The organism is Sphingopyxis sp. BSN-002, from assembly GCF_022024275.1.
Lineage (GTDB): Bacteria > Pseudomonadota > Alphaproteobacteria > Sphingomonadales > Sphingomonadaceae > Sphingopyxis.
Window position 1 is genome coordinate 1,507,796 of sequence record NZ_CP091804.1, and the last position, 13,932, is coordinate 1,521,727.

Consider the following 13,932-nt stretch of genomic DNA (forward strand, 5'->3'; position numbering starts at 1 on the left):
TATATGGGGAGCGGAGGCCCGCCGGCAAAGGGCGCCGGCGGGCCACCTGCTCAGACGCGTTCCTTCAGTACTTCGGCGAGCGTGGTGCCGAGTTCCGACGGGCTGGCCGACACCGCAATGCCGGCCGCTTCCATCGCCGCGATCTTGCTTTCGGCGTCGCCCTTGCCGCCCGACACGATCGCGCCGGCGTGGCCCATGCGGCGGCCCGGAGGCGCCGTGCGGCCCGCGATGAAGCCGGCCATCGGCTTCTTGCGGCCGCGCTTCGCTTCGTCGATCAGGAACTGGGCGGCCTGCTCTTCGGCGTCGCCGCCGATTTCGCCGATCATGATGATCGACTTGGTCGCTTCGTCGGCGAGGAAGAGTTCGAGAACGTCGATGAAGTTGGTGCCGTTGACGGGGTCGCCGCCGATGCCGACCGCGGTCGTCTGGCCAAGGCCGACGTTCGTCGTCTGGAAAACTGCTTCATAGGTGAGCGTACCCGAGCGCGAGACGACGCCGACGCTGCCCTTCTTGAAGATGCTGCCGGGCATGATGCCGATCTTGCACTCGTCGGGGGTCAGCACGCCGGGGCAGTTCGGGCCGATCAGGCGCGACTTCGAGCCCGACAGCGCGCGCTTCACCTTCACCATGTCGAGCACCGGAATGCCCTCGGTGATGCAGACGATCAGTTCCATCTCGGCATCGATCGCCTCGAGGATCGAGTCGGCGGCGAACGGCGGCGGAACATAGATGCAGCTCGCGGTCGCGCCGGTGGCATGCTTGGCCTCTTCAACGGTATTGAAGTTCGGCAGGCCGATGTGCGTCGTGCCGCCCTTGCCCGGCGTCACGCCGCCGACCATCTGCGTGCCATAGGCGAGCGCCTGTTCGGTGTGGAAGGTGCCGGTCGCGCCGGTCATACCCTGCGTGATGACCTTGGTATTCTTGTCGATGAGGATGGACATATTCTAATTCTCCCGGGGGGAGCCGACACCCGACGCTCGGCGCCGGGTGTGGCAAAAAAGATCAGGCGAGGCTGGGATCCAGATTCTTGCACGCCTCGAGCAGTTCCTTGACCGCATCGACCGAGACCTGCAGGCCCGCCTTGTCCTCGGCATCGAGTTCGATCTCGACGATCTTCTCGACCCCGCCAGCGCCGATCAGCACCGGCACGCCGACATAGAGGCCGTCGAGGCCATACTGGCCGTCGACATAGGCGGCGCAGGGCAGGATGCGCTTCTGGTCGCCGAGGTAAGCTTCAGCCATCGCGATGCCCGAGGCGGCCGGCGCATAGAAAGCCGAGCCGGTGCCGAGCAGCGCAACGATCTCGCCGCCGCCGCCGCGGGTGCGCTTGACGATCGCGTCGATCTTGTCCTGCGACGACAGGCCCATCTTGACGAGATCGGGAACGGGGATGCCGTTGACGGTCGAGTAACGGACGACGGGAACCATCGTGTCGCCATGACCGCCAAGCACGAAGGTGTTCACATCCTTCACCGACACATCGAATTCGTCGGCGATGAAGTGGCTGAAGCGCGCCGAGTCGAGCACGCCGGCCATGCCGACGACCTTGTTGTGCGGCAGGCCCGAGAATTCGCGCAGCGCCCAGACCATCGCGTCGAGCGGATTGGTGATGCAGATGACGAACGCGTCGGGGGCGTTGGCCTTGATGCCTTCGCCAACGGCCTTCATGACCTTCAGGTTGATGCCGAGCAGGTCATCGCGGCTCATGCCCGGCTTGCGGGCGACACCGGCGGTGACGATGATGACGTCGGCGCCCGCGATGTCCTTGTAATCGTTCGAGCCGGTGATCTTCGCGTCGAAGCCCGCGATCGGGCCGACCTGCGACAGGTCGAGCGCCTTGCCCTGCGGCACGCCTTCGACGACGTCGAACAGGACGACGTCGCCGAGTTCCTTCTGCGCGGCGAGCAGCGCCAGCGTTCCGCCGATATTTCCGGCGCCGATCAATGCGATTTTCTTGCGTCCCATGGCGCGCGGCACTCCCTTCGTGGCAAGCCCGGCAGTGGTTCACGGATCGGCGCGGTCACGGGCTAAAACCGCAGTGTCGATCCCAAGACTGGGGTCGCCCCTACGCCGATTCCCTTAACGAAACAACTGCGAAAAGGACGAAAAAGTGGGATTTTTTGCAAATAGTTCGCAATAGCGATAAAGGCGGTTTTGCTTGATACAGTTCATATCCCTCGCACGCTTTCGTGACAAGATCGCCACATTCGCTTGGCCTGCGCGCCGGGGCGCGATATGCCGTGGTCAGCCCGGGAAAGGGGGGAGCCTTTTCGGGGAGACAGGCATGTTCAGATTCACCGCGGGCGCCTTTGTCGCGACCCTGTCGCTCGGCCTCGCCGCGCCTGCCGGCGCAAGCGAGGACGGCTGGAACGACGCCGGCACCGTCGCGAAGAACGCACTGATCGTCGCGGCCTTCGGCGTTCCTGCCGTGCAGGGCGACTGGGAGGGTGTGCTCGAGGCCGGCGGCAGTATCGGCGGTACGATGCTGATCACACAGGGACTGAAAGAAGCCTTCCCGTCGCGCCGCCCCGACGGCAGCGACAACAAGAGTTTCCCGTCGGGCCACACCTCGACCAGCTTTGCCGCGGCAGCAACGCTGCACAACCGCTATGGCTGGGAAGCCGGCCTGCCCGCCTATGTCGTCGCCTCGTTCGTCGGCCTCAGCCGGGTCGAGGCGCGCAAGCATCGCGTCGGCGACGTGCTGGTGGGTGCGGCAATCGGCACCGCGACGGGGCATCTCGTGACGACGAAGGCAAACGACCGCATCCATATCTTCCCGTGGGGCGATGCGAAGAGCGCCGGGGTCGACGTGACGCTGCGTTTCTGACCGCAACGCCTTCTTAACCCTCCCTTATCCCCGTGCCTGCTATGCGCCCCCGGTGACGCGGGCGATCATCAGCTTCGACACAGAACTCTCCGCCGGGCTCTACCAGCGCGGCGCCGATGCGCTTGCCAATTACGAGAGCTCGATCCTCGGCCGATGCCGCGAGGGGGATTTCGGCATCCATTTCCAGATGGACATGCTCGAACGCCACGGCCTGACCGGTGTATGGTTCGTCGATCCGATGCCTGCACTCGTCTATGGCCCCGCAATCATCGACGCGATCGTCCAGCCGATCGTCACGCGCGGCCACGAAGTCCAATTGCATATCCACACCGAATGGCTGGCGTTTGCACCGTTCAATCCGGCCGGCCGCCTCTTTGGCCGCAACATCGGCGACTTCCCGCTGGCGGCGCAGAAGAAGCTGATCGGGCTGGCCCGCGACATTCTCGTCGGCGCCGGCGCACCCAGGCCGACCGCATTTCGCGCCGGCAATTTCGGCGCCAACGACGATACCCTCCGCGCGCTCGCCGCCCTCGGCTTCCGCTTCGACAGCAGCTTCAACGGCGCGTATCTGGGGCATGGTTGCGATATTTCCCTCGATGCGGGCAATCTCGGGATGCGCGATCATCAGGGCGTGTGCGAAGTGCCCGTCAGCGGCCTGATGGACCGCGTGGGCCGCTTTCGCCCGGCGCAGCTGTGCGCGATGTCCGAGGAGGAAATGCGCGACGCGCTCGACCATTCGGCAGCGAGCGGCGCTATCCAGTTCTCCGCCTTCAGCCACAGCTTCGAACTCCTCAGCCGCGATCGCCGGGTACCGAACCGCCTCGCCATCGCACGAATGGAGGCGCTGTGCCGTGCGGTCGCAGAGGACGCACGGGTTTCAAGCGGCGGTTTCGTGACGCTCCCTGCGCCTCCGGCCCGCCCGCGCCGCATTCACGTCGCAGCGCCCAAGCCGCTCCGCACAGCTCGCCGCATGATCGAGCAGGGAGTCGGTCATCTGGCACATGAGGTGCGCTATGTCCGCGATCTCATCGCGGTCACGATCAACTCGTCGCGTTGGGGCAAGGTGCTGGGCGGCGTCTTCCTGGCGATCGCCTAGGCGATCGCGCCCTCGTCGCGCCCATGGCCTAGCGCCAGATAATCGTCCGACTGCATTTCCGACAACCGGCTTGCCGTCCGCTCGAACTCGAACGCGCCGTCTCCCGCGACATAGAGGTCGTCGGGCATCGCCGCCGCGCTCGCCAGCAGTTTGACCTTATATTCGTAGAGCGCGTCGATCAGCGTCACGAACCGCGCCGCCTCGTTGCGGTTCTCGGGCCCCATGCGCGGAATGCCGACGATGATCACGGTGTGAAAATGGCGCGCGACCGCGAGATAGTCCGACGCCCCGCGCGCTTCGCCGCACAGCCGCTTGAACGAGAAGACCGCGACGCCCTTCAGCGCCTTCGGCACATGCAGCGTCCGGCCGCCCCCGACGTCGAGATCGAGCGTCGGTACATTGGCGCGATCCTCGGGCGGATAGTCGGTCAGACGAAAGAAAGCGGCCGAGAGCGCCGCGCTTGCAGCATCGTCGGCGGGCACGAACCAGCGCGCACCGTCGCCCAGACGATCGCGGCGATAATCGGTCGGGCCATTGAGGCTCATCACGTCGAGCTTTTGTTCGACCAGCGCGATAAAGGGCAGGAAATGCTCGCGATTGAGCCCGTCCTTATAGAGATCCTTCGGCGGCCGGTTCGACGTCGCGACGACCGTTACGCCCTTGTCGATCAGCGCGGTGAACAGGCGCGACAGGATCATCGCATCGGCGCTGTTGTTCACCACCATCTCGTCGAACGCGAGGCCGCGGACATTCTCGACGAGCGCTGCAGCAACCTGCGGGATCGGATCGCCGCTCTCGGCCTTGCGGACCTCGCGCATCCGGGCGTGGACGTCGAGCATGAAGGCGTGGAAATGGACACGCCGCTTCCGCTGGATGTGAAGCTGGTCATAGAACAGGTCCATCAGCATCGACTTGCCGCGCCCGACGGCGCCCCACAGATAGACGCCCCGCGGCGCCTCGGGCTTGCGGCCGGCGATCCGCCACAGCAGGCTGCCGCGCGGCGGCGCGGCCTCCAGCTCCTCCTGCAGCCGGTTCAGGCGCTCGGCCGCTGCACGCTGCTCGACATCGGGCTTGAGCTCGCCCGCCGCGACGAGCGCATCATAGGCGGCGAGCACGCTCGTCATTTCCGGCTGGCCTTGCGGATCGTTCCCGCGAAGGTCAGCACGATATGACTGTCGCCCTCGCCCTGCACCACAAGCCCGCGCAGAAAGATCAGGCGGCCGGTCTCGCGCACCAGCTCGACGATGGCGTCCAGAGGCTCGCCGACGCGGCCCGCGCCGACGAACTGCGTCGACAGGTCGAGCGTCACCGAGTGCCCCGCATCGAGCGACCCGAACTGGTGCGACGCGGCGAAGAGCGCGATGTCGACCAGCGCGAGCGTCACCGCACCATGGACATTGTCGCCGAGATTGCTGTGCTTGCGTTCGGGCACCATGCGCACGCGCGCCTGCGGGCGGCCATCAGGTGTGTTCGGTTCGACGCGGACCGAGAGCGGCTCGATGAAGGCGTTGAAGCGGCTAGGATCCTTGAGGTTCCAGCTGACCCAGCCGTCGGCGAGTTCCTCTCCACTGAAATTCTCGCGCCGTTTCGGTTCCTCGATCCCGTCATTCATGCCCTGCAATATCCGTCCAGTTTCTTCGAGCGTATCAGCTCGCCATAATAATCGGCCATCGCCTTCGCGCGCGCCGTGTCGGGGCCAATCCATTTCGCGGCGCCCGCGAGCCAGCCGGCCGAACAGCCCTCAAGCGCACCCGTGCCGCGGGCGCAAGCGACAAAGTCGGAAAAGGCGCGATGCCAGGTGCCGAAATCGGCGATCGGCATGATCGGTCCGTGGCCGGGAACAACTTGTTCGGCGCCCGATGCGGTAACCTCGTCGAGTGCCTTCAACCAGCCCTCGGGACAGGCGGTGTCGAGAAACGGGACCGGCACGGTCACCAGATCGCCGACGATCGCCCGTTTCTCCGCCGCGTCATAGATCCAGAGGTCACGCTCGGTCGCCGCATTACGGGCGACCCGCAACGATAGCGGGCGTCCGGCAATGGTCATGTCGCGGGACTCGTCGACGACGATATCGGGCCGCAGCTCGGCGCCGCGCGCGATCGTCGCCAGATCGCCTTCGACATCGGGGACCGCGCTCGCGGGGACGGCACCGTCGGCCAGCGCCTTGCGCGACGATTCCGCGCTCTTCGCGAGGAAGCCGCTCAGCGCGCCGTCGATCGCCGATGTGCCATAGATTTTTATGCCCGGAAATTCGGCTTTCAGCGCCGGATTGCCGCTGACATGGTCGAGATGCCAGTGCGTGTTGACGATCGCGACGGGCGTCATGCCGATCCCGCTGAACCCTTGACGGATCAGCGCAAGATGCTCGGCGTGGCGCCCGCTATCGATCAGAAAGGCGCCCTCGGGCCCATAAAGGATCAAGCTGTTGCCGTCGGGCGAGCGGCCGGGCGCGAAGCTGCCGCCGATCAGGAAGGTCGCACCGCCGATGCCGTGCGCATAGGCGCGCGGCGGCGGAACAAATTCAACCGCGGGTTTCGCCGCGCAGCCGGCCAGCCCCAGCGCGAGCAGCGCCGGCAGCCAGCGCCGCATCAGGCCTGCCGCTCGGCCGTCATCTTCTTGATCTCGGCGATCGCGCGCGCGGGGCTCAGACCCTTGGGGCACGCGTTCGAACAGTTCATGATCGTGTGGCAGCGATAGAGGCGGAAGGGATCTTCCAGCTCGTCGAGGCGCTCGCCGGTCAGCTCGTCGCGGCTGTCGGCCAGCCAGCGATAGGCTTGAAGCAGGATCGCCGGACCGAGGAACTTGTCGCTGTTCCACCAATAGCTCGGGCAGCTCGTCGAGCAGCAGGCGCACAGGATGCACTCGTAAAGGCCGTCGAGCTTTTCGCGCTCGGCGGGCGACTGCAGCCGCTCCTTGCCGCTCGGCGTCGTCGTCTTGGTTTTCAGCCACGGCTCGATCGACGCATATTGCGCATAGAAATGGGTGAAGTCGGGGACGAGGTCCTTGATGACTTCCATGTGCGGCAGCGGGGTGATCTGGATATCGCCCTTCAGATCCTCGATCGCGGTGGTACAGGCGAGGCCGTTCTTGCCGTTCATGTTCATCGAACAGCTGCCGCAAATGCCTTCGCGGCACGAGCGGCGGAAGGTCAGCGTGCTGTCCTGCTCGCTCTTCATCTTGATCAGCGCGTCGAGCACCATCGGACCGCATTTGTCGGTGTCGATCTCGAACGCGTCGAAATGCGGGTTCTCGCCCTTGTCCGGGTCGTAACGATAGACCTTGAACTTCTTGACGTTGCTCGCGCCCTCGGCCTTGTGGACCTGTCCGCCCTTCTTGGGGCGGCTGTTCTTGGGCAGGCGAAATTCGGCCATGTCTCTGGCTCCCCTGATGCAGTCGCGGTCGGCCTAGACCCGATTGAAAGAGTCGACAAGGGGTTGATGCTGCAAAAGCGAAAGCCGCTGGCGGCCTGCCCGACAAGCCGCTAGGGGCGCGAAACATGAGCGAAGAGACCGCCCAGCCCGCCGTCACCAGCCGCAACGTCGCGAAGGGGCTCGGCACGACCGTGCTCGCGCGGCTCGGCGCGGTGGTCGAGATCGTCGCACAGCCGCTCTATGTCCTGATGTTCGGGCTCGCGGGCTATGGCCTCTATGCGGTGCTCTGGGCGACCATCAACCTGCTCGAGAATATCTTCGATCTCGGCATGACGAGCGCGATGCAACGCACGGTGCCGCAGTCGGCGAGCGACGAAGAGGCGGCGGCGGCCCTGCGAACCGCGATGATCTTCGGTGTCGGACCATGCCTGGTGGTCGCAGTGCTGATCGCGATCTTCGCAAGCGACCTCGCGCCCTTTCTCAATGTCGCCGACAAGGACAGGCCGCTGGTCGTGCCGGCGATCCAGATTTTCGTGTGGGCGCTTCCCCTGTGGGCCTTCGTCGAGGTGGCGACCTCGGCGATGCGCGCGCGGATGGTGTTCGGGGCCGAAATTCGCCTGCGGATCGTCTGGGAACAGATCATGCGGCTGGTGTTCGCCGGGCTCTTCTTCGCGGGCGGCCTTGGCCTCAAGGGCCTCTTCATCGCACATCTCTGCTCGCTCGCGATCACCGCGGCGCTCTGCGTCCGGTTGCTCGCCCGTTACTACAACTTTGCCGATCTGTGGCGCGGCGGGCGCGGCAGCGAGGTCGAGCGCAATACCTTCTGGGCGGGCCTGTCGATCCTGCCGTCGAATATCATCGCGCGCCTGTTCGGCGATGCGCCGGCGCTGATCCTCAATCTGCTGCTGCCCGGCGCCGCGGGCGCGAGCGCGTCGGCGTTGTTCACGATCGCACGCAAGCTGTCGAGCGTCGTCCAGCTCGTCCGCATCGCCTTCGTCTATGTGATGGCGCCGCTCGCCGCGAGCGCCGAGCGCGAGGACCGCGCGCAGGTCGCCGACATCTATGCCTATGCCACCCGCCTGATCGCGGCGATCGCCCTCCCGCTCGCTGCGGTGCTTGCCGCGGGCAGCTCGTCGCTGCTCGGGCTGTTCGGCCATCAGGCGCATATAGCGCAGGGTGCGGTGATCATCCTTCTCTTCGCGCGCGCGCTCGAAGCGGTGCTCGGCATTTCGCAGCCGGTGCTGCAGGTCGTCGCGGCCTTCCGCCACCAGCTTACCGCAGCGATTCTCGGCGTCATCGTCGCGCTCGGCTCGGGCTGGCTGATCGTCGGCCATATGAACGAGCTGACCGGGGTCACGCTGGCGATGTCGATCGGGCTCGTCGTGATGGCGGGCATTCCGATGGTCCAGCTCGCGGCCAACGAACGGCTGCACCCGTTCGACCACCAGTTCCCCAAAGTCGCGCTGCGGGGTTTGCTCATCACGCTGGCCGCGGGCGCGCTTGCCCTGCTCGTCAGCCGCTTGCCCGACGCGGTCGCGCTGCCGCTGATCGTCGCCATTGCGGTCGCCGCGATCTGGTCGTCGCTGCGCTTTGCCCTGCCCCACGCCGACCGCGCTTCTCTGGGCAAGACCGCGCGCAAGCTGCGGCTGGTATAACTTCGGTCTTATTTTGGCCGCAAAATCGGTTAGAGGAGACGCCACGTAATTCGCCGCACGTGCGGCCAACAGGCGGAATCCTATGTATCAGCAAGAACTCGCCCGCAGCGGCAAGCGCCTCTTCTTCATTCGCGGCACCTATATCTACATCACGATCGCGATCTCGGTCCTGATCGCCTGGTGCAGCAAGGACTGGGGTCCGTTCCAGACCGCCTTCGGCGACTGCGCCTGGTTCTGGCTGTCGCTCGGCGTCGCCAGCGTCGGCGCGATCGTCCGCGTCTTCACGAGCGGCTGGGCCGCGCTCGGCACCTCGGGTCGCGCCAAGGTCGCCGCCGAGGCGAGCGAACTCAACACCACCGGCCCGTACAGCCTGGTGCGCAACCCGCTTTATGTCGGCCGTATCCTGAACTTCACCGGCCTCGCGATGCTGTCGGGCAGCTGGGTCTTCGGCGCGATCGTCTTCCTGCTCGCGATCCTGATCTACGAGCGCATCTCGATCTATGAGGAAGAGTTCCTGCGCGAAAAGTTCGGTGCCGCACACGCCGAATGGGCGAAGGACGTTCCCGCGCTCCTCCCCCGCCTCCACGGCTGGGTGAAGCCGAAATATCCCTTCTGGTGGAAGCGCATGATCTGGCGCGAACAGAACAAGCTGTTCCTGCTCGCAACGACCGTGTTCCTGACCTGGTTCGCGCGCCTCGACTTCAACTTCGACGTGCTGACGCCGCAGCAGTGGACATGGGTCTATGCCTATGGCGCGCTCGTCGTGGTCCGCTTCATCCTCGGCGGGCTGAAGATGATCGGCTTCTTCAAGGAACTGAGCTGACGAAATGGGGAGCGATCTCGCTCCCCTGATCGCAGTCGTCGGAAGCGACGGGTCGGGCAAATCGACCCTGTCGGCGGATCTGCTCGCTCACGTGCAGCAAACGCGCAAGGCCGAGAGCGGCTATCTCGGCCTCGGCTCTGGCGAGCAGGGGCGGCGTATCGGACGCTGGCCGATCATCGGCCCGCCGCTGCATCGCTTTCTCGACGGCATCGCCGACAAGCTCCGCGAACCCGGCGAGCCGATCCCGGGCGGACTCGCCGCGCGCTACGCGCTGAACAAGTCGAAGAAGCGCCGCGCCAAGTTCGAAAGCCTGCTGGGCGCGCGCCGCGCCGGCATCACCATCGTCACCGACCGCTATCCGCAGATCGAGGTGCCCGGCCTCCACGACGGCGCGATCCTCGCCGGCCGCGCCACGAACGCGCGCCTCGCCGCGATGCAGGCCGAAGAGCGCGCGCTCTACGCCGAGATGGCGGCTTATGTCCCGACGCTGGTGATCCGCCTGCATGTCGATGTCGACACGGTGATGGCGCGCAAGCCCGACCACGACCGCGCGCTGATCACGCGCAAGGTCGAAACCGTGCCGCAGCTCACCTTCAACGGCGCGCCGATCGTCGATATCGACGCGACGATCCCCTATGAGGAAGAACTGGCGCTGGCGATCGCCGCCGTCGATCAGGCGCTGGCGTCAGCCTGACGCGCAGCGAAGATTTTCTCGATCAGCACGATATCGACGGGCTTGTCGGCGTCGATGCACGCTTCGGGTTCGGACATCGACACCACCTTCGCCTTCAGCCCGAAGCGCAACCCCGCGCGCGCGATACCCTGCTGGATCGTGAACAGGCGCAGCAGCGCGCCGAGCAGCAGCCACGGCCCGAACGCCGCGATGATCTTCAGCCCCTTCTTGCGGTCGCGCTCGATGCGGCCCCAGAAGTCGAGCAGGGGCAGCACGCGGCGCCCGCGCAAACGGAACATGTTCGCCCCCGACCACCAGCCACCGCGGAATTTGAGCCATGTGCGCTTTGATTCCGGATAGCGCGCGAGCAGCACATCCTTCTCGACCATCGCGACCGCAACGTCGCTCTCTTCGGCGTCGGTCAGGAATTCCGCGATCATCGACGGCGTCAACAGCACATTGTCGGCGGTCGTCACGAGGATGGGCGCGTCGCCTTCGGGAAGTGCAGCGGCGAGCGAACTGCTGATCCCCTGCCCCGAGTCCGCGAAGTGCAGACCGGCGATTCCCGCCAATGACGGTTCGACCGCCAGCTCGGCACTGTTCTGCGCCAATATGGTAATCGGCCCGACGCGCGGCGAAGCCCGCAGCGCACGCACGACATGAGCGAGCATCGGCCGCCCCGCGATCGGCAGCAACGCCTTCGTCGAAACCCCGGTGCCGTCGAGCAGCGGGTCAGGGCCGGGGCGGCTACCCGCCATGACGATTGCCGCTATGCTCATTGCGCCGCCTCTTCGGCGCGAGCGATCCGGCGTCCGGTGACCCCGCGCAGGAAATCGGTCGCCTCGTCGAGTACCGGCCCTTTCGAGCGGAAGGGTCCGGCGAGCGCCATCACGATGCCGGTATGTCCCATGTCCGGATAGATGCGCAGCGCCGCCGAGCCGCCCGCTTTCTCGATCGCGGCCGCGAGATTCTGGCTGTTGCGTGGCCGTGCCGTCGTATCCTCGTCTCCCGTCGCGAGCCACAGCGGCGGCGCATCGCCACGCGCATAGGCGATCGGCTGCGTCCTTTCCGCCGGCTTTACCTTGCCCATCGCCTTGTCGGCGCTGCCGCCCTTTTCCATCGGCAGGAAGTCATAGGGGCCGGCGAGACCCGCGACCCCGCGGATGATCGACGGATCGCTCCGCGCGCCCCGCAGCCAGGTCGGGTCGAGCGCCAGCATCACGGCATTATAGGCGCCCGCCGAATGCCCCATCAGCGCGATGCGATCAGGGTCACCCGCAAGGCCGCCGATATGCAGGTGCGTCCAAGCGACCGCCTTCGCGCTGTCCTCAAGGAAATCGGGCCAATGCGCCTTCGGAACCAGCCGGTAATCGGGAATGACGACGACGAAGCCCTTTTGCGCCAGGGCACGCCCGGCAAAGCCATAATTCTCGCGCGCGCCGCTGTCCCAGCCGCCGCCATAGAAGAAGACGATCACCGGCAGCTTGTCGCTGGCCTGCGCATTTTCGGGAACCCAGATGTCGAGCGTCTGGCGCGGGCCGTTGCCATAAGGCTGATCGCCGATCAGCAACCGCGCCCCGCCGTCGGAACCGAGCAGCTTGTCCGCCATATCGAGCGACCTGGCGCCACCCGAAACGACCATCTTCGCGCCGCCGCCGAAGAGCAGCAGCAGGATCACCGCCACGATGAGGAATTTGATCAAACGCCGTCCTTTGGCTTCGCGGTCCTTCACAGGTTCCGCGCCCTACAGGGCGGCGCGGCAGCGAACAAGCGCCACCTTTTCGCCGCTCATGCGTAGGACAGCCGATGACCAGCGCCTTTGCCCGCCCCGCCCTTCTCTGCAACGTCCGGAGCGGCAGCCACGATCCCGCCGTCCGGGCGGCGATCGAGGCGGCGTGCCGCGATGCCGGCACGCCGCTCGCCGCAACCTTCGAGTTACCCGAAGGGGAGATACCCGACGCGGCGGACCTCCGCGAACGCGACATCGATCTGCTGCTGGTCTGGACCGGCGACGGAACGATCAACGCCGCCGCGCGGTCGGCCGCGGGGTGGGATGGCGCAATCCTCCCATTGCCGGGCGGCACGCTGAACCTGTTATCGAAAGCGCTCCACGGCGACCGGCCGGCGCCCGACATCCTGATCGATGCCCTCGCAGGCAAGGGATCGCGCCGGCCGATCCCGACGATCCGTTCGGCGGGCGGCGAGGCGTTCATCACCATCGTTGCCGGCCCCGCGACGCAGTGGGCCGAGGTGCGCGAAACGATGCGCCAGCAAGGACTGCTCGAAGCCGGCCTCGTCGCGCCCGACGCGCTTGAGGCGATGATGAACGCGCCGGGCGTGCGCGTCGCCGCACGGGAAAAGGCCTATCCCGCAGTGATCTTGACCCCCACCGAGGCGGGCGTGCGCGCAGACGGAATCCTTACCGAGGGCACGATCGACGTCCTGCGCCACGGGCTCGCCTGGCTCGGCGGAGACTTCCGCGACGGGCCGAGCGAGGAGATCGCGCAGGGCGAGACCATCATCCTCGAAAGCGATGCGCCGATCAGCCTCGAATATGACGGCGAACTCGCCGAAACCGGATCGCCGGCGCGCTTCGGCCTCGGGACGAGCGCGGTCGATTTCATCGCCACCGCATGATGATGCGCCTCTTCCACATCAGCGATTTGCATTTCGGGCTGGAGGATCGCCGCGCGCTCGACTGGTTCGCCGAATGCATCCGCGTCGAAAGCCCCGCCGCGGTGCTGATCACCGGCGACCTGACGATGCGTGCGCGGAGCCATGAGTTCGCCGCCGCGTGCGAATGGATCGGCGCACTCGACGTCCCGGTGACAGTCGAGGTGGGCAATCACGACCTTCCCTATTTCAATCCGTTCGCGCGCTTCTTCCGGCCCTATGCGCGCATCCGCGGGATCGAGCGCCTCGTCGAGCGCGAACTCGATCTTGCCGGGGTCGCCGTCGTGCCGCTGAAGACGACGGCGCGCGCGCAGTGGCGGCTCGACTGGTCGAAGGGCTGGGTGACGCCGGGCGCGCTCGAAAAGACGCTCGCTGCCATCGATGCCCTGCCTGCGGGCACGGCTGCGCTCGTCACCGCGCACCATCCTTTGGTCGAGGCCGGCACGAAAGGCCGCGCGCTGACCCGCGGCGGCGAGCGAGCGCTTGCCGAACTGGCGCGACGTGGTGTCACGGCAGTACTCACCGGCCACGTCCACGATCCCTTCGACCTTGTGAAGGATACGACGGCCGGTCCAGTCCGGATGATCGGCGCAGGCACGTTGTCACAGCGCATCCGTTCGACCCCGCCAAGCTTCAACGAGCTGACGATCGAGGGCAGCAAGATCGACGTCCGCGTCCGCAATCTCGAGCATGTCCCGACCCCGGACATGCAGATCGATGACGTGCCGCCCGACGCGCTGCCGCCGCGCGCACCGGACGAGCCGGTCGCGCCCGTCGGCGCGGTGCCGCCGATCGATCCGCCAGTGCATTGACG

Annotated in this window: 15 protein-coding genes; 7 read left to right on the forward strand and 8 right to left on the reverse strand. The window is 66.3% G+C overall.

Annotated elements, in window-relative coordinates:
* Positions 1 to 50 precede the first annotated feature (50 nt).
* Entirely contained in the window at positions 51 to 941 is an 891-nt protein-coding gene (gene sucD / locus L7H23_RS07475; protein ID WP_237838715.1) for a succinate--CoA ligase subunit alpha, read from the reverse strand.
* Positions 942 to 1,002: 61 nt separating this feature from the next.
* A complete protein-coding gene (mdh, locus tag L7H23_RS07480) occupies positions 1,003 to 1,965 on the reverse strand; it encodes a malate dehydrogenase (RefSeq protein ID WP_237838716.1) in 963 nt (320 codons plus the stop codon).
* A 319-nt stretch (positions 1,966 to 2,284) separates the two neighbouring features.
* Between mdh and L7H23_RS07485 the strand changes: the two genes are divergently transcribed.
* Complete coding sequence (locus L7H23_RS07485; protein WP_237838717.1) at positions 2,285 to 2,827, forward strand: phosphatase PAP2 family protein; 543 nt, start codon at positions 2,285 to 2,287, stop codon at positions 2,825 to 2,827.
* A gap of 52 nt (positions 2,828 to 2,879) precedes the next feature.
* A complete protein-coding gene (locus tag L7H23_RS07490) occupies positions 2,880 to 3,923 on the forward strand; it encodes a hypothetical protein (RefSeq protein ID WP_237838718.1) in 1,044 nt (347 codons plus the stop codon).
* On the opposite strand, the gene zapE is transcribed toward L7H23_RS07490, so the two are convergent.
* From zapE to L7H23_RS07510, 4 genes are read right to left on the reverse strand one after another with little or no spacing between them, the layout of a single operon-like run.
* Entirely contained in the window at positions 3,920 to 5,047 is a 1,128-nt protein-coding gene (zapE, locus tag L7H23_RS07495) for a cell division protein ZapE (protein WP_237838719.1), read from the reverse strand. The genes L7H23_RS07490 and zapE overlap by 4 nt on opposite strands.
* On the reverse strand, positions 5,044 to 5,535 hold the full coding sequence (locus tag L7H23_RS07500) for a PaaI family thioesterase (protein WP_237838720.1): 492 nt from the start codon (positions 5,533 to 5,535) through the stop codon (positions 5,044 to 5,046). The genes zapE and L7H23_RS07500 overlap by 4 nt, the downstream gene beginning before the upstream one ends.
* Positions 5,532 to 6,512 carry an MBL fold metallo-hydrolase gene (locus tag L7H23_RS07505; protein WP_237838721.1) on the reverse strand — a complete coding sequence of 327 codons (981 nt, stop codon included), beginning with the start codon at positions 6,510 to 6,512 and terminating at the stop codon, positions 5,532 to 5,534. Before L7H23_RS07505 ends, L7H23_RS07500 begins: the two co-directional genes overlap by 4 nt.
* Positions 6,512 to 7,294, reverse strand: coding sequence for a succinate dehydrogenase iron-sulfur subunit (locus L7H23_RS07510; RefSeq protein WP_237838722.1), 783 nt, complete (start codon positions 7,292 to 7,294; stop codon positions 6,512 to 6,514). The genes L7H23_RS07505 and L7H23_RS07510 overlap by 1 nt, the downstream gene beginning before the upstream one ends.
* Before the next feature lie 125 nt (positions 7,295 to 7,419).
* On the opposite strand from L7H23_RS07510, the gene L7H23_RS07515 reads away from it, so the two are divergent.
* The 3 genes from L7H23_RS07515 (at position 7,420) to L7H23_RS07525 (ending at position 10,466) form a co-directional block, all read left to right on the forward strand.
* The gene (locus L7H23_RS07515; RefSeq protein ID WP_237838723.1) at positions 7,420 to 8,949 is read left to right on the forward strand and encodes an oligosaccharide flippase family protein; all 1,530 of its coding nucleotides are present in this window, start codon (positions 7,420 to 7,422) and stop codon (positions 8,947 to 8,949) included.
* 82 nt (positions 8,950 to 9,031) lie between these two features.
* Entirely contained in the window at positions 9,032 to 9,772 is a 741-nt protein-coding gene (locus L7H23_RS07520; RefSeq protein WP_237838724.1) for an isoprenylcysteine carboxylmethyltransferase family protein, read from the forward strand.
* A gap of 4 nt (positions 9,773 to 9,776) precedes the next feature.
* Positions 9,777 to 10,466, forward strand: a complete 690-nt coding sequence (locus tag L7H23_RS07525; RefSeq protein ID WP_237838725.1) for a nucleoside triphosphate hydrolase — start codon at positions 9,777 to 9,779, stop codon at positions 10,464 to 10,466.
* Here the strand turns inward: L7H23_RS07525 and L7H23_RS07530 are convergent.
* On the reverse strand, positions 10,445 to 11,224 hold the full coding sequence (locus L7H23_RS07530) for a nucleotidyltransferase family protein (RefSeq protein WP_237838726.1): 780 nt from the start codon (positions 11,222 to 11,224) through the stop codon (positions 10,445 to 10,447). The two genes, L7H23_RS07525 and L7H23_RS07530, sit on opposite strands and share 22 nt — an antisense overlap.
* On the reverse strand, positions 11,221 to 12,147 hold the full coding sequence (locus tag L7H23_RS07535) for an alpha/beta hydrolase (protein ID WP_237838727.1): 927 nt from the start codon (positions 12,145 to 12,147) through the stop codon (positions 11,221 to 11,223). Before L7H23_RS07535 ends, L7H23_RS07530 begins: the two co-directional genes overlap by 4 nt.
* Before the next feature lie 104 nt (positions 12,148 to 12,251).
* Between L7H23_RS07535 and L7H23_RS07540 the strand changes: the two genes are divergently transcribed.
* Entirely contained in the window at positions 12,252 to 13,082 is an 831-nt protein-coding gene (locus L7H23_RS07540; RefSeq protein ID WP_237838728.1) for a diacylglycerol kinase family protein, read from the forward strand.
* On the forward strand, positions 13,082 to 13,930 hold the full coding sequence (locus tag L7H23_RS07545) for a metallophosphoesterase (protein WP_237839161.1): 849 nt from the start codon (positions 13,082 to 13,084) through the stop codon (positions 13,928 to 13,930). The genes L7H23_RS07540 and L7H23_RS07545 overlap by 1 nt, the downstream gene beginning before the upstream one ends.
* Positions 13,931 to 13,932 lie beyond the last annotated feature (2 nt).